The sequence below is a fragment of the Tenacibaculum ovolyticum DSM 18103 genome (assembly GCF_000430545.1).
GTDB classification, from domain to species: domain Bacteria; phylum Bacteroidota; class Bacteroidia; order Flavobacteriales; family Flavobacteriaceae; genus Polaribacter; species Polaribacter ovolyticus.
Genome location: NZ_AUMF01000023.1, coordinates 42,746 through 59,351 on the forward strand (window position 1 = coordinate 42,746; position 16,606 = coordinate 59,351).

A 16,606-nucleotide genomic window follows, 5' to 3' on the forward strand; every position below is an offset into this window, starting at 1 on the left:
TTCAGCTTGTTTCGAACAAATATATATAATCAATTACTAATTATCATATCTATGATACGTCCACTAATATAATAAAACTTTAAACGCTATAAAATAATTAGTTAACAGGGATTTGATGTGTTTTATTTCCAAACATTTATACGTTCAATTCTATTTTCAAACTCAGAAGCAAGCGAATGTATTTTCGATTTAAGAAGTAATTTTCTACCCTCAATAGTTCTGGTGTAAACGAGTTTACAGGCACCCACTAAATTTGTCCATTGCATTTCAAAATATTCGGCAGACTGTTTTTTTCTCCCAATATTTTCAGGGAGTGAATGATAGTCCTTTTGTGAAAACAGGTTTAAGAAAAAGCTTTTTCTTATAATAAGATACCTTGGGTTATCAACAGGGCTTAAAATTTCTTGTAACGATTTAATAAATACCGATTTTTCATAAGTAGTTCCGCCTTCAAGATGGCAATAAATAGTACCCTGGTTATTAACTTCAGAAAGAACAAAAAGCTTTGAATGATGTGTGTGTATGATTTTATTTTTTATTAAACAAGTTAATAAAGCTTTACCAATCTGACGAACATCTTTAGAAATATCTCTGTATTTAAAATATATTCTTAAAGTTTTAAAAGTAAGTCTACCATATAGTAAAACACCGAGGCTTCCCATAAAAAGTATCAAATACATAAAATGTTTTTCACTAATATTTGTGTACTTTTTAATTCTATTTAACGCATCAAAAGCATCATACGAAAAACCGAGTACGCCAGAACTAACCATACCTGTTAAATACTTTATGGTCCTATTAAAATAAAGCGATTTAATACTTTTATAATCTTGTTTTTCGCTAAAAGGAATTTTTATTTCTTCAACTAAAACTACGCCACCATGCAAGGCATTATGCCAGTTTTGTTTTAACTGTTCTCGCATACCCGCATTTTTAAGAATGCGGTTATTTACTTCTTTAATATGTAGTTTTGTATGAATATTTTCAGGTAAGTTTAGGCGTCCAATTCCATTTTCAATAGTAGTTTCTTTATCAAAAGAAATTCCGACGAAAGATTTAAACCTTCTTTTTAGCAATTGCATATCATCACCTCCATCATTTGCTGTAGGATCAACACATACTAAATGCCATATATTACCTGTTTTATGTATGTTTTTTGGTTCAGTACGAATAGCGCGACCTCTCATTTGGTTCGAAAGAACATAAGAACCTACAAAACTTGCAAGAATTAATGCATTAATAGCAGGAGCGTCCCAACCTTCACCTAACAATGATTTCGTGCCAACAAGAACCTCTATTTCTCCTTTCTGAAAAACTTGGGTTATTATGGTAACGATATTGTTTTTAAGATGTTGATTAACGTTTATAATTAAATAATTATTATCAAATTCAAGTGGAGTAGTGCTAATTGTATCAACATTATAGGTAGCGGCTATTTCTTTAAAAGTAGCGTATGCAGATAAAGGAATCATTACTAAAGAACCTGTTAAAACGCCAATCTTTATATTTTGTGTATTGGTTCTTCTTAATTTTTCGAAAATTGGTAAAACCCCAATTTTATTTAATTCGAGTTCGTTTGTTTTATTTTGTACAAGAAATTCTTTTCGAATATAATCGGTAAGAATAACCATTCTTAAATTTTGTTTTAAATGGTTATGCTCAAAATCTACAATTTCTTTAATACTATTAAGCTTAGTAGTACTAGCGCTTAAAAATTTATTAACTCTTCGGTTGTGGCTAAAGTTTACAGTACGCCTTTCCATTGCGCCACTTCTTTTTAGCTTATTAATTAATTTTTCTTGATGAAGTTCAAATTCTTTAAAATTTTCAGGATCTTTATAAAGGTAAAAAGTTAAAAGTATCTCAATCCATTCATAATTTAACTCAGGTATAATAAACTCTTTATCTCCAATTACTTCTAAATGATTTATGCTAATGTTTTTTCCTATAGCATTAAGAAAAATTAAGGTAGCTGAATAATATTCGAGATTTGTGTAAATCCAATCCAGTTGCTCGTTAGGGTTTTGAAATATAGGGTGTTTTTCTAATGCTTCAATTAATGTTTCATCTCTTGTTATAGCATCAAACAACGCATTAATATCTTGACGGTATTTAATTATTTTATGATGCTCCTTATCGGTAGGTAACGAAAAGAAAACATAATCTTGATGCGGACAAAGATTACCTTCAATAATTAATTCAGGAACCGAAATTTCAGTGTCAACTGGGCCATTTAACTCAATATAACGCTGCCATTCGGTATAAGAAACATCGTAAGGTGGTGTAGCAGTTAAGCCAACAATTGTTGGAGATAAAGCATTTTTTATTTCAGATAATGATTTCCACCAAGCATTTTTAAGATGATGGGCTTCATCAACAACAATAGTCCCAATATTTTGAGCTTTTAAAATTTTAACTAGTGCAGCTGTTTTTTCTTTGGTAGTTTTACGCTCTTTGTTGTTTTCGGTCTCTTCTTCATTAAGTTCTTCCTCTTCTTCTTGAGTTCCAGAACAAGCAGCATGTAAACCTTGATAGGTAGATACAGTTAAAAATTGTGGGTTTTTTATATCTTTTGAAATCCAATTAGGCGTTTCGCTTGTTTGTAAAAAAAGTTCACAAAATCGTTGTATCCATTGATTTCGTATGGCTATTGTTGGGGCAAAAATTAAGGTAGGTTTATTAAGTCTTAAAGCAACCTCAAGACCTAGTATTGTTTTACCAGAACCTGGAGGCGCAATAATATGTAAATGATTGTCGTTAAGATGGCCTTCTAATTCTTCGAGTACACGCTTCTGATATTTTCGCCAATCATACTTAAATTTTATGGTAGTAGGAAAATGTAGTAATGCTTCTTTCTTTTCTTTAAAAGGTACTGTTATCTTTTTCAAAACTTTAATTTAAGTAAACTTACATTAAATATTACTTAGCATACTTCCTCTTTCTTAAAAAATTAAAAACAAAACCAAACAAGCCAAGCAAAGCTAATGGAACACCAATATTTATAAGTTGCCAAAAACTTTTTTCGGTATACGCTTTTTGTTTATCTAATAAATTTATGTTTACTGTTTTGTTACGTAGCTTAATTAAACCAGAATCATCCAATAAATAATCAATAGTATTAATTAAAAATTCTTTATTCCCAAATTGTTGACCAGTCCATTTATCAAGAGATAAATCGTGTGGTTTTCCTTTTAAAATTTGATTTTTAGCAATGTCTCCATCAGCAATAACAACCATTTTGTTTGCCTTGCTTTCTTGTTTAAAAAGCGAAGTATTAAAAGGTTTGGTTCTGTTTTTATAAGCAGAATTAAAAGTACCTTCTAATAACACTCCTAAAAGTTGAGGACCATTGTTGTATTCTTTTTCTTGTGGTTGCTTTGCAATACTTTGCAATTCCACAAAATTAGGCGTACCTACTTTTTTTGTTAATACAGAGGTAACTAACAAAGGTGTTTTTTTTATGTTTCCTTTTAAAGTATCAATTTGCGTGGTAAAACGAAAACGAACAGGCGCAAGGTTTTTACTAATAGCATGATTAGGATTTCCATTTACCAACGGGTGGTAATACCAGTTTAAATGTTGAAACTGTGCTTGGTTACCTACGTTACCTGTTGCTAATGGAATTTTAGCAGCATATAAATCTTGAATTAATTTATTATTTATACGAACTTGGTAGCTAAATAATAAATCAGTTAAGTTTAAATCGCGAGGAAAAGCTAACATTTTTCCTTGATTATATAAACTATCGGTATCAGCATAATTAGTATCAACCATCCATAAACTTTTACCGCCGTTTGTAATAAACTGATCTAGCGTAAATTTTTCTTGCTCAGTAAAACGTTCAGTAGGTTTTGCTATAATAGCTAAATCGAAGTTTGTTAACTCTTTTAATGTCTTTTCAGGATTACTAGCTACACTATCTAACGTAAATTTAGCTAAACGATATTTTTTTCCAATTTCACTTAATAAACTATATAAATGAACATCCTCTAATTCACCGTTACCAGAAATCACCGCTATTTTTTGTTGCTTTTCGTTGGTAATATTATTTATGGCGTTAGCAAAAGAGTATTCTAATTTTTCAATAGCATTTTGTAATTGGCTTTCTTGTGTTTTAGCAATTGAGTTAGGTAATAAAGAAACTAACTCGGTTTTTTTACCAACAATAATTTCTGCCCAAGGAAAAATAATAGCTTCCGATAATTTCCCGTCCTCTTCAACAGTTAATTGACTAGGCATGATTCCTTGTTTAATTAAACGCTCACGGATATTTTTAGGATTTATAAAACGAAACTGAATAGTAGCGTTCATTGCTTTTAACTCTTCTAAAAACTGACGTGTTTCTGTTTGCAAACGCTTAAATTCTGCAGGGAATTCACCTTCTAAATACACATTAATAAAAACGTTTTTATCTAGTTTATTTAGTAATTTAGAACTAACATCAGAAATTGTATAGCGTTTATCTTGTGTTAAATCAAAACGTTTATAAACAACATTAGAAAGATAATTTATAAATAATACTCCTATAAATGCGAAAGCAATATGTTGTAGTTTCTTATTCATTTTTTAATTGTTGTTTGGTGATAAATAAAAATAAAAAAATAACACTACAAAAGTAAATAACATCACGTGTGTCAACAACACCACGACTAATACTTTTAAAATGCTCGTTAATTCCGAATTGTTGTATTGTATTACCTAAAGTGCTACTTACAGCGTCAAAACCATAGAATAATATAAAAGTGATGAAAATGCTTAAAATAAAAGCCACAATTTGATTCTTAGAAAGCGTAGAGGTAAATAAACCAATACTTGTATAAGTGGCGGCTAAAAAAAACACCCCTAAATAGGAACCAACAGTACTACCAATATCTAAATTACCTACTGGGTTTCCTAGTACATAAACAGTGTATACATAAGTTAAAGTAGGTATTAAAGCAACACATACTAAAAGTAAAGAAGCGAAGAATTTAGCCAATACAATTTGCCAATCTGTTACGGGTTTTGTTTTTAAAATCTCTATAGTTCCACTGTTTAGCTCATCAGCAAAACTTTTCATGGTAATTGCAGGAATTAAAAACAAAAACAACCAGGGCGTTAAATAAAAAAAAGAACTTAAATCTGAAAAACCAGCATTTAAAACATTAAAATTGTCTTTAAAAACCCATAAAAATAATCCGTTTACAAGCAAAAACACTCCAATAACTAAATAGGCTATTGGAGATGAGAAAAATGAATTAACTTCTTTTTTTAGTATTGAATACATTATTCTTGGTTTATATTAAGGCTAAAAACACGATTGTCTCCAAACAAATCATCATCGCCCAAAGTAAACTGATGTTTTTCTAATAATGTAATAGAATCGTCATTGTCTTTATGCGTAAAAGCTTCAACTGTTTTTAAATTCAGTGTATTTTTTCCAAACGCTAAAACAGCCTCTGTAGCTTCAGTCATAAAACCTTCTTTTTGATAATCAGGATTTAGCTCGTAACCAATTTCGGCATAACTGCTTGCTTCATTAATATTATGAAAAACAATAGTTCCAATCATTTGATAGGTTTCCTTTTGTTCTATTGCCCAGAAAATACGGTTTCCCTTTTCAAACTCATCTAAACAAGTTTGAATGAAAGCATCGGCATCATTTAGGTTTTTAGGAGTTTCTCTTGTAATTAATTTGTTAACCTCTTTGTTAGCACGTAATTTAAAAATGTCTCTTTTATCTTTAAAAGATAATTGACGCAATGTTAATCTTTCACTAGAAAGCTCTGGGAATGTAGTAGGATAATTCATTATTGTAAACTTATGGTTTTGTCAACACTCCAAGCTAATGGTTTGTCATTAAATAAAATTTTTGTTTGTGCCCAAACACCTTTAAATAAATCGGAGTTTCGGTAATTTTCTAAATCTTGTTCGGTTTCCCAGTAACTATAGGTAAAAAAGATATCAGAATTTGTTTTATCTCTATACAATTCTAATAAACGGCAACCAGGGGAATTTCGTATAAACTCTTTTTTAGTATTAAAATTAGCTAAAAATTCTTCAATTTTTTCTGAATGAAAGCTCATTTTTACAATTCGTACAAACATATATTTAATTTATAGTGGTAAATTCAGGGGTTTCAGCGGTTTCAAATTCAATAGTAATGGTATCTCTATACCCTAAACCTAATAAAGTAGAAGCACCACCAACAGTATTTAAGTTGCTTCTGTAAATAGCAATCTCTAAAAAACCAGCCGAATTAAAAATGGCTAATTTTCCGCCGTCATAACTTCTTTTTTCTTTAGGAACCGAATAATCTACAATTTCGTTATAACGATTGTAAATTTTCTTAAAAGTATAACGTCTCGCAACAATAGTAAAATCACGACCTTTACCAATAGAATTAAACAGTTTTCTGTTAATATTTGTAATTACATTACCGTAATTATCTATATAAATAATTCCGCCAATAATAACAGTTTGTAACTTATTAACTTTAGGGCGTATCTCAATACTATCTTTATAGGAGGTTATTTCTTTTCCAATAACATTTAAACTACCACCTCTAGCAATATGCGATGCTACTTGCACAAATACATCTAATACAGGAAAACTAGTATCAATATGATTATGAATATTAATTTCAACAATTTTACTAGGCTTTATTTCAGCAGCAATCATGGCTATTAATCCATTATCAGGACAAATAAAATAATGATTATCTAACTCAATAGCAATATGCTTATTATCTACACTTAATTCAGAATCTACACCTACTATATGTATTGTTTTATCAGGAAAACTTTTATAAGTGTTTTTTAAAATATAAGCAGTCTCAGTAATGTTAAAAGGAGTTATATGATGTGTAATATCAACAATCTTAGCATCAGGTAGTTCACTGTAAATAGCTCCTTTTACAGCACCTACAAAGTGGTCTTTTGTTCCAAAATCAGTAGTTAATGTAATAAAAGACATTACTTTAAAGGCTTATTAGTTAATTGATATAAATTTAAGCTAAAATTTACTGCGAAATTACATAATTCAATAAAAATAATCATTATTTTTATTGTGAATAATCTTAAAACATTTATCATTTGAACGAACGTATCATTGAAATAACAGAAATCGACCCAAATGATTTCTTTGGAGCACAAAATAGTACAATTACTCAGTTGAAAAAATATTTCCCAAAAGTTAAAATCGTAGCTAGAGGAAATCAACTTAAAATCTATGGAGAATCAGAAATTCTAGATGAGTTTGAGAAACGTATAGAAATGCTAATAAAATACTATAACAAGTATAATAAATTAGATGAAAACAGTATCGAACGTGTTTTAACATCAACAGGAAAAGAAGAAGAGATTAGAAAATCAGGGAAGATAGAAGGAGTTTTGGTTCATGGTGTTAATGGTAAGCTAATAAAAGCACAAACAACAAATCAACGTAAAATGGTTGATTTAATGGGTAAGAATGATATGCTTTTTGCAGTAGGTCCTGCAGGAACAGGGAAGACATATACCGCAGTAGCCTTAGCTGTAAAAGCATTAAAAGAAAAAGAAGTACGTAGAATAATATTAACACGACCAGCTGTAGAATCTGGAGAGAATTTAGGATTTCTTCCAGGAGATTTAAAAGAAAAATTAGATCCATATATGCAACCTTTATATGATGCGTTGCGAGATATGATACCTCATGAAAAATTAGAATCACATTTAGAAAAAGGAATTATACAAATAGCACCTTTAGCATTTATGCGTGGTCGTACCTTAGATAATGCTTTTGTTATTTTAGATGAAGCTCAGAATACAACGCATAATCAAATGAAAATGTTTTTAACCAGAATGGGAATGCATGCTAAATTTATTATTACTGGAGACCCTGGTCAAATAGATTTACCGCGTAAACAAGTTTCTGGATTAAAAGAATCATTATTAGCTTTAAAGGACATTAAAGGAATTGCAATGGTTTATTTAGATGATAAAGATGTAGTGCGCCATCGATTAATAAAAAGTATTATTAAAGCGTATAAAAGTATAGAGACTGAGTAGTGTGAAAAAGAAGAATAAAAAACATATTTTTGCAGTCAACAACACAACAAAGATATAATGAATACAATTAACGAGACTAACTTTCAATTTCCAAAACAAAAGTCAGTTTATAAAGGTAAAGTAAGAGAAGTATATAATATAAATGACGAGTTATTAGTAATGATAGCTTCTGATAGATTATCAGCTTTCGATGTTGTTTTACCGCGTCAAATACCTTTTAAAGGACAAATTTTAAACCAAATTGCAACCAAAATGATGAATGACACAGCTGATGTTGTTCCGAATTGGTTACACGCAAATCCAGATGAAAACGTTGCGATTGGACATTTATGCGAGCCTTTTAAAGTTGAAATGGTAATTCGTGGTTATATGTCTGGTCATGCAGCACGTGAATATAAAGCAGGTAAAAGAGTTTTATGTGGTGTTGAAATGGCAGAAGGATTGAAAGAGAACGATAAATTTCCGATTCCAATTATTACACCTTCAACAAAAGCTGAAAACGGTGATCATGATGAAGATATTACGAGAGAAGAAATTCTTTCTAAAAAAGTAGTATCTGAAGAAGATTATATAGTTTTAGAAAAATATACAAGAGCTTTATTTCAAAGAGGAACAGAAATAGCTGCATCTCGCGGACTTATTTTAGTAGATACTAAATATGAGTTTGGTAAAACAAAAGACGGAAAAATTGTTTTAATTGATGAAATTCATACACCAGATTCTTCACGTTATTTTTATGAAGAAGGATATGCAGAACGTCAAGAAAAAGGAGAACCACAAAAACAATTATCAAAAGAATTCGTTCGTCAATGGTTAATTGAAAATAATTTTCAAGGAAAAGAAGGACAACAAATACCTGAAATGTCTGATGATAAAATTATTGAAATTTCAAACAGATACATTGAGTTATACGAGCAAATAACAGGAGAGGAGTTTGTAAAAGCAAATACAGCAAATGTATTAGATCGTATAAATAAAAATGTTGTTAATTTTTTGAATGGATAGTAAAAAACTAACTATTAGACCAGTTTTAAACTTGTCATCTGAAATACCTATTGAAGATTTTCAGAATAAGACTGTGCGCCCAATTTTAAAATTACAACATGATTTATTACTACAGTTTTTCATTTTTTTCTGTAATAAGCAAAAAGTGGATATTTTAAATGTAGAAAAAGAAAAGTTTAATAAAGCGGTGAATAATATCACTAAGAAAAATATAAATTTAAAAAATCAGTTTTTAGGTTTAATTATAGGTCAGTTTACTGTTAGTGAATTTGAATTTTATAAAGAAAATAATGCTGATATTAATAAAAGAATTTTAATGATGATTGGCCAACGAATTAAAGACAGTCAATTAGAAATTAAAGATTTTAAAACAAACAATAAATGATAATAGAACCAAGAACTAGAGGGTTTATTTGTTTAACATCTCACCCAACTGGATGTGAACAAAATGTAAAAGATCAAATTGCATACGTACAATCTAAAGGAAAAATTGAAGGAGCTAAAAAAGTATTAGTAATCGGTTCATCAACAGGCTTTGGATTAGCATCAAGAATTTCAAGTGCTTTCGGATCAGATGCAGCTACAATTGGTGTTTTCTTTGATAAACCAGCAGCAGAAGGTAAACCAGGATCACCAGGTTTTTATAATACAGCAGCTTTTGAACAAGAAGCTGAAAAAGCAGGGTTATACGCAAAAAGTATAAACGGAGACGCATTTTCAAACGAAATAAAAGAACAAGTTGTTAAGCTAATTAAAGAAGACTTAGGTCAGGTTGACTTAGTAATTTATAGTTTAGCATCACCAGTAAGAACGCATCCCGAATCAGGTAAACGCTTTAAATCGGTTTTAAAACCAATAGGAGAGGTGTTTACAAATAAAACAGTAGATTTTCATACAGGAAAAGTATCAGAAATATCTATAAAACCAGCCGAAGGAGAAGATGTTGCTAATACAGTAACAGTTATGGGAGGAGAAGATTGGAAAATGTGGATAGATGCATTACAATCAGAAAACTTATTATCAGAAGGAGCTACAACAGTTGCTTATTCATATATAGGCCCTGAAGTAACAAGACCTGTGTACAGAAACGGAACAATTGGTGCAGCTAAAGATGATTTAGAAGCAAAAGCTTTTAAAATTACTGAAGATTTAAAAGCAATTGGAGGAAAAGCATATGTTTCAGTAAATAAAGCATTGGTTACCCAAGCAAGTTCTGCAATACCAGTAATTCCATTATATATTTCTTTATTATATAAAATAATGAAAGAAAAGGGAATTCACGAAGGATGTATTGAGCAAATTCAACGTTTATATAGCGAACGTTTATTCGGAGGAGATTTAGATTTAGATGCTAAAGGAAGAATTAGAATTGACGATTGGGAAATGAGAGAAGATGTACAAGCTGAAGTTTCTGAATTATGGAAAAAAGCTGATACAGAGAGTTTAGCTGAAATAGGTGACTTAGAAGGATATAGTAATGAATTCTTTAAGTTATTTGGATTTAAGGTTGATGGTGTAGATTATAAAGCAGATGTAAACGAGCTTGTTAAAGTACCAAGTATTCAGTAAATCAAAAAAATAAATTGAAAGCCTCATAGATATAAAGTCTATGAGGTTTTTTAGTTATATTTAATTTTTAAATTAAAAGATGAAAACAGCTACCGTTAAAATATTAAAAGACAAACTAAAACATAAGAATACTAATGAATTATTAGAATTATGTTTAAAATTAGCTCAATTCAAAAAAGAAAATAAAGAGTTATTAACCTATTTGTTGTTTGAATCACATAATGAAGAGAGCTATATTTTGGGAGTTAAAAAAGAGATAGACATTTTATTTGAAGGAATTAATACCAAAAGCTACTTCTTTATAAGAAAAAGCATGCGTAAAATATTAACAAGCACAAAAAAATACATTCGTTTCTCAAAGAAAAAAGAAACAGAAGTAGAACTGCTCTTATATTTTTGTTTGAAGTTAAAAAATTTCAAACCTTCAATTAAAAAAAGCCCACGATTGCAAAACATATTAGTTACTCAAGTAAAACTAATAGAAAAAACACTAATTACACTACATGAAGATTTGCAATATGATTATCGCTTAGAATTAGACAAATTAGAATAATTACCATTTAAGTTTTCTTTAAGAAAAGTTATTTTATTTTTTCGTAGCTTAATCCAGCAAAAACAAAAACTACAAAAATGTCAAATTATACTTTAAAAATTAACGGAAAATCTATGTCTTTTTCTGCAGATGAAGACACACCTTTATTATGGGTTTTACGAGATGAACTTAATCTGGTTGGAACCAAGTTTGGTTGTGGAATATCAGAATGTGGTGCTTGTACAGTTCATGTAAATGGAGTAGCAATGAGAAGCTGTCAATTAAAAGTAGCGATGTTAGATAGTGAAGAAATTACAACAATAGAAGGACTGTCAGAAAATGGTGATCATCCATTACAAGAAGCGTGGAAAGAAGTAGACGTTCCGCAATGTGGATACTGTCAAGCTGGGCAAATAATGACAGCAGCTTCATTTCTAAAAGAAACACCAAAACCATCAAAAGAAGAAATTCGTGAAGCGATGCATGCAAACTTATGCAGATGCGCTTCCTACAATCGAATAGAAAAAGCAGTAGGAATAGCAGCAGAAAAAATGTCTTAAAAAATTGAATGATGAGCACAACAGAAAATAAATTTACGTTTAGCAGAAGAAATTTTTTAAAAACATCAGCATTAGCAAGTGGAGGAATCATGATAGGGTTTAACTTGTTTACCGCATGTAAACCCAATGTAGTACCATCAATAGATCTAGAAAACTTAAATTACAACGATTTTAATGCATTTATTAAAATTTCAGAAGAAGGATATGTAACCATATATTCACCAAATCCTGAAATAGGCCAAGGAGTAAAAACCTCTATGCCAATGATTATAGCAGAAGAACTAGATGTTGAATGGAATAAAGTACATGTTGCACAAGCATCACTAGATACTAAAAATTATAAAAGACAATTGGCAGGCGGAAGTCAATCAATACGTAGAGGATGGCAAGCATTACGACAAACAGGAGCAACAACTAAACAAATGTTGATAAACGCTGCTGCATCCCAATGGAAAGTAGATCCAATAACATGTAAAGCATCAAAAGGAATTATAACGAATGCTAAAGGAGAAACTTTAGGATACGGAGAAGTTGTTAAAATAGCAGCAACATTAGAAATTCCAGAAAAAGTAACATTAAAAAAACCATCAGAATTTAATATTATAGGTAAAAATGCAATTAATGTTGATTTAGAAAAAATAATAACAGGTAAACCATTATTCGGGTTAGACTATAAAGCACCTGGAATGGTATACGCCACTGTTTTACGGCCTCCTGCGTTTGGGCAAATTTTAGAATCTTTTGATGCTTCTGATGCGAAAAAAATAAAAGGAGTATTAGATGTTATTACCATTGGAGAAAAAGTAAGAAATTTTTTAGATACAGGTAAATCTAACTGGACTTTTATAATTTCAAGAACAGATAAAGTAGTCGTAATTGCTGAAAATACTTGGGCAGCTATAAAGGGAAAAAAAGCAATAAAAGCTGTTTGGAAAAATGAGAATAAAGAATTAGAAAATACTGATGGTCATAATCAAATGTTGACTAAAATATTAGACTCTAATGATTTTGATATTCGTAGAGAAGATGGAGACATTGAAAAAGCATTTAAAGAAGCTGATAAAATAGTTGAAAGAACATATCATTCGCCTTTTTTACCTCATAATTGTTTAGAGCCTATGAATTTTTTCGCAAATGTAACCTCAGAAAAAGTTCATTTAATTGGTCCTGTGCAAACACCTGAGTATGCAGCAATGGCTGTTGCAGATTTATTAGAACGAGATATTAGTCAAATTCAGGTAGATATGACAAGAATGGGAGGTGGATTTGGTCGCCGATTATATGGTGACTTTGTTTATGAAGCAGCCGAAATATCAGCAGCAATAAAAAAACCAGTAAAAGTGGTTTCAACAAGAGAAGATGATATGACCACAGGGATATACCGACCAGCAATAAAATATAGAATAGCAGCATCAATAAAAGATAAGAAAATAACTGGATATCACTTAAAAGAAGCAGCGGTAGATCAAAATATGTATGCAGGACAAGCACACTTTTTTCCAGCAGGATGCATCCCTAATTATAAAGTGTCAACCAAAAGTCTAAAGAGTAATATTACCACAGGAGCTTGGAGAGCTCCCTACACAAATTTTTTAGGATATGCCGAAGAAAGTTTTCTTGATGAGTTAGCGGAAGAATTAAACATTGATGCAGTACAATTAAGAATCGATTTATTGCAAAATGTAAAGCAAACAGAAGACAAAGCCATTCAATATTCAGGGAAACGAATGGAAGACACTATTAAATTAGCAGCAGAAAAAGGAGCTTGGGGAAAAGAAGAAGAAGGAGTGTATAAAGGTTTTTCAGCCTATTATAGTCATAATACTCATGTGGCCGAAATAGCAGAAATTGTTTTAAAAGAAGGATTACCAGTAATAAGAAAAATTGTGGCAGCGGTAGATTGCGGAATCGTAGTAAACCCAACAGGAGCAATTAATCAAGTTCAAGGTGGAGTTATTGATGGAATAGGACACGCAATGTATGGTAACTTAACTTTTGATGAAGGAAAACCATCTAATAAAAATTTCGATGCATATCGTTTAATTAGAATGAATGAAACCCCACAAGTAGAAGTGCATTTTGTGAAAAATGAACTATCACCAACAGGATTAGGAGAACCTGGTTTACCTCCAGCAGGCGGAGCTGTAGCTAATGCAATATACAAAGCTATGGGTAAACGTTTGTATAAACAGCCATTTATCAGTGAGTTAACTTGATTGGTTAATACTTAAATTTGTGAAAATATAAATAAAAAAGATGCTTATATAAGCATCTTTTTTATTTATAAGTAATGAAGTGGTTCTCAATTTTGAAAATCTATTAAAAAAGCATTAATTTCGCAACATATTAAAATTACAAAAAGTAACAATGACTAAAGATTTATTTGAAAGAATTAAAGAAGATAAAGGGCCATTAGGTAAATGGGCAGATAAAGCAGAAGGATACTTTGTATTTCCTAAACTAGAAGGGCCAATATCTAATAGAATGTCTTTTAATGGAAAAGAAGTAGTTACTTGGAGTATTAATGATTATTTAGGATTAGCAAATCACCCAGAAGTCTTAAAAGTAGATGGTGAATCTGCAGCAACTGATGGTTTGGCATACCCAATGGGTGCCCGTATGATGTCTGGGCACACAAAATATCATGAGCAGCTAGAGGAAGAATGTGCTGAATTTGTAGATAAAGAAGCTGCATATTTAGTGAACTTTGGATATCAAGGAATGGTTTCTGCGATTGATGCGTTAGTTAATAAAGAAGATGTTATCGTTTATGATATGGATACACATGCGTGTATTATTGATGGAGTCCGTTTACATGCAGGAAAACGATTTGTATATAAACATAACGATATCGAAAGCTGTGAAAAGAATTTAAAGAGAGCGGCAAGAATAGCAGAAAAAACTGGAGGAGGAATTCTATTAGTTTCAGAAGGTGTTTTTGGTATGAGAGGAGAACAAGGAAGGTTAAAAGAAATCATAGCATTAAAAGAAAAATATAATTTTAGAATCTTAGTTGACGATGCCCACGGTTTTGGTACACTAGGAGAAGGAGGTAAAGGAACTGGTTTTGAGCAAGGAGTTCAAGACGGTATAGATGTCTATTTTGCTACATTTGCAAAATCAATGGCAGGTATCGGAGCCTTTTTTGCAGGAGATAAAGATGTAATTCAGTATTTACAATACAACATGAGATCTCAAATGTTTGCGAAATCATTACCAATGCCAATGGTAAAAGGTGCATTAAAGCGTTTAGATATGATGCGTACAATGCCTGAATTAAAAGAGAATTTGTGGAAAATAACAAACTCTTTACAGTCTGGTTTACGAAATGCTGGTTTTGATTTAGGAACAACACAAACATGTATAACTCCTGTATTCTTAAAAGGAGAAATACCAGAAGCAATGGCAATGGTTCAAGACTTAAGAGAAAACCATGCAGTATTTTGTTCAATAGTTGTGTATCCTGTAATACCAAAAGGATTAATTATTTTAAGACTAATCCCAACAGCAAGACACACAGAAAAAGATGTTGATGATACAATTGTAGCGTTTTCTGCAATAAGAGAGAAATTAGAAAACGGAACATATAAAGAAATAGCCGAAACAATTATGGCTCAATAACAATTTGAAAATTAAAATAAAAAAACTCATGAAATATTTCATGAGTTTTTTTGTTTTAAAAAAGAAACTAATACATTTGGTAGACTTTTTACAAAAAAAAATGAGAAAACATTTTATCATATATATACTATTTTTTAGCGCTATTTCAATAGGGCAGATAAAAGATACATTACCTAACTTCAGTGAAAACTATCATTTAATAAAAGATGGAGACAGCTTAACGATTGCTTTAAATGAAATAACCATTTTCCCAAAACTTAAATATAAAGAGAAATCAGATATACATTATTATTATTGGTTACGACGTAAAGTTTTTAAAGCTTACCCATATGCTGTATTAGCAGCAAAAAGAATAGATAGTGTAAATACTCATTTATTAAGAATAAAATCAAAGAAGAAAAAAAGGAAATATATAAAAAGAACACAAAAATACTTAGAAGAAGAATTAACTAAGCCATTAAAAAAATTGACAAGAACAGAAGGACGACTATTATTAAAATTAATTCACCGTCAATCTGGAAAAACTGCATTTATAAATGTTAAGAAATTACGTAATGGGTGGAAGGCATTTTGGTATAATGCAACAGCTAATATGTTTAAGTTATCATTAAAGAGTAAATACTCACCAGGAAAAGAAAATGAAGACTTTTTAGTAGAAGATATTTTACAACGTGCATTTATAAATGAGAAATTAGAACATCAAATACCTAAATTAAAAAAAGATTATAAAAATATAGTATTAAAAGGTAGAGGTAAGGTAGATGTAGAAGTGTATAAAAAGATGTTTAAGAAGATGAGGAAAAAGAAATCTAGAAGAAATAAGAAGAAAAAGAAGTAAGTTATATTTAAAAAGAGTAAGTTTTAAAGGAAAACAGTTTATCAATTTCACGTATTTAGACTAGATTTTTTTCAGTTTCATCAAAAGAAGAATAGTTAAAAACGCAGAGTAATTAGATGATAAATAAAAACCATATTCTGTAAACCTTTGAAAAACAATACGAAGAGAAATACTTCAAAAAAAACATAAAATAAAGCATTGCTATGTTAGAAAAGGAATCTATATTTGCACCCGCTAAGGGAAAAACATAGGTTTAAGATTAGCAAAAGTTCATTAAAAAGGTTGTTATTATATTTTCAATAAAAGGTTAAAAATAAGTTAAATATTACTTGTTTAAATCGAGATAAAGAAAGTATATTTGCAGTCCGTTTTAAAGACGACAGTTCATTAAAATATCGCAAAATTAAACTAAAAAACTTCAAATAAGTTTTGTCAGTTTTAAAATAGTTTGTAG

The 16,606-nt window shown here is 30.3% G+C and carries 15 protein-coding genes; 9 read left to right on the forward strand and 6 right to left on the reverse strand.

The window, feature by feature from the left end:
* Positions 1–122 precede the first annotated feature (122 nt).
* Genes H518_RS0109120 through H518_RS0109145 form a run of 6 tightly spaced genes read right to left on the reverse strand, consistent with a single transcriptional unit; the run spans position 123 to position 6,954 of the window.
* Positions 123–2,888: a DEAD/DEAH box helicase family protein gene (locus H518_RS0109120; protein WP_205618008.1), complete on the reverse strand. Its 2,766-nt coding sequence runs from the start codon at positions 2,886–2,888 to the stop codon at positions 123–125.
* 31 nt (positions 2,889–2,919) lie between these two features.
* The gene (gene gldG, locus H518_RS0109125; protein WP_028888769.1) at positions 2,920–4,563 is read right to left on the reverse strand and encodes a gliding motility-associated ABC transporter substrate-binding protein GldG; all 1,644 of its coding nucleotides are present in this window, start codon (positions 4,561–4,563) and stop codon (positions 2,920–2,922) included.
* On the reverse strand, positions 4,556–5,266 hold the full coding sequence (gldF, locus tag H518_RS0109130; RefSeq protein ID WP_028888770.1) for a gliding motility-associated ABC transporter permease subunit GldF: 711 nt from the start codon (positions 5,264–5,266) through the stop codon (positions 4,556–4,558). The genes gldG and gldF overlap by 8 nt, the downstream gene beginning before the upstream one ends.
* A complete protein-coding gene (locus tag H518_RS0109135) occupies positions 5,266–5,790 on the reverse strand; it encodes a GNAT family N-acetyltransferase (RefSeq protein ID WP_028888771.1) in 525 nt (174 codons plus the stop codon). The genes gldF and H518_RS0109135 overlap by 1 nt, the downstream gene beginning before the upstream one ends.
* The gene (locus tag H518_RS0109140; protein WP_028888772.1) at positions 5,790–6,086 is read right to left on the reverse strand and encodes a putative quinol monooxygenase; all 297 of its coding nucleotides are present in this window, start codon (positions 6,084–6,086) and stop codon (positions 5,790–5,792) included. Before H518_RS0109140 ends, H518_RS0109135 begins: the two co-directional genes overlap by 1 nt.
* A 4-nt stretch (positions 6,087–6,090) precedes the next feature.
* Positions 6,091–6,954: an SAM hydrolase/SAM-dependent halogenase family protein gene (locus tag H518_RS0109145; RefSeq protein WP_028888773.1), complete on the reverse strand. Its 864-nt coding sequence runs from the start codon at positions 6,952–6,954 to the stop codon at positions 6,091–6,093.
* 119 nt (positions 6,955–7,073) lie between these two features.
* On the opposite strand from H518_RS0109145, the gene H518_RS0109150 reads away from it, so the two are divergent.
* From H518_RS0109150 to H518_RS0109190, 9 genes are all read left to right on the forward strand, one after another.
* Positions 7,074–8,027, forward strand: coding sequence for a PhoH family protein (locus H518_RS0109150; RefSeq protein ID WP_028888774.1), 954 nt, complete (start codon positions 7,074–7,076; stop codon positions 8,025–8,027).
* Positions 8,028–8,084: 57 nt separating this feature from the next.
* Positions 8,085–9,032: a phosphoribosylaminoimidazolesuccinocarboxamide synthase gene (locus H518_RS0109155; protein ID WP_028888775.1), complete on the forward strand. Its 948-nt coding sequence runs from the start codon at positions 8,085–8,087 to the stop codon at positions 9,030–9,032.
* Positions 9,025–9,417, forward strand: a complete 393-nt coding sequence (locus tag H518_RS19580; protein ID WP_051263721.1) for a hypothetical protein — start codon at positions 9,025–9,027, stop codon at positions 9,415–9,417. Before H518_RS0109155 ends, H518_RS19580 begins: the two co-directional genes overlap by 8 nt.
* The gene (gene fabV / locus H518_RS0109165) at positions 9,414–10,601 is read left to right on the forward strand and encodes an enoyl-ACP reductase FabV (RefSeq protein WP_028888776.1); all 1,188 of its coding nucleotides are present in this window, start codon (positions 9,414–9,416) and stop codon (positions 10,599–10,601) included. Before H518_RS19580 ends, fabV begins: the two co-directional genes overlap by 4 nt.
* Positions 10,602–10,680: 79 nt before the next feature.
* Complete coding sequence (locus H518_RS0109170; RefSeq protein WP_028888777.1) at positions 10,681–11,154, forward strand: hypothetical protein; 474 nt, start codon at positions 10,681–10,683, stop codon at positions 11,152–11,154.
* Between the two features lie 77 nt (positions 11,155–11,231).
* On the forward strand, positions 11,232–11,693 hold the full coding sequence (locus H518_RS0109175) for a (2Fe-2S)-binding protein (protein ID WP_028888778.1): 462 nt from the start codon (positions 11,232–11,234) through the stop codon (positions 11,691–11,693).
* A gap of 11 nt (positions 11,694–11,704) precedes the next feature.
* Positions 11,705–13,909 (forward strand): xanthine dehydrogenase family protein molybdopterin-binding subunit, encoded by a 2,205-nt coding sequence (locus H518_RS0109180; protein ID WP_028888779.1) that lies wholly within the window; start codon positions 11,705–11,707, stop codon positions 13,907–13,909.
* Between the two features lie 151 nt (positions 13,910–14,060).
* Positions 14,061–15,314: an aminotransferase class I/II-fold pyridoxal phosphate-dependent enzyme gene (locus H518_RS0109185; protein WP_028888780.1), complete on the forward strand. Its 1,254-nt coding sequence runs from the start codon at positions 14,061–14,063 to the stop codon at positions 15,312–15,314.
* Positions 15,315–15,414: 100 nt separating this feature from the next.
* Complete coding sequence (locus tag H518_RS0109190) at positions 15,415–16,152, forward strand: DUF4294 domain-containing protein (protein ID WP_028888781.1); 738 nt, start codon at positions 15,415–15,417, stop codon at positions 16,150–16,152.
* The last annotated feature ends 454 nt before the right edge of the window (positions 16,153–16,606 follow it).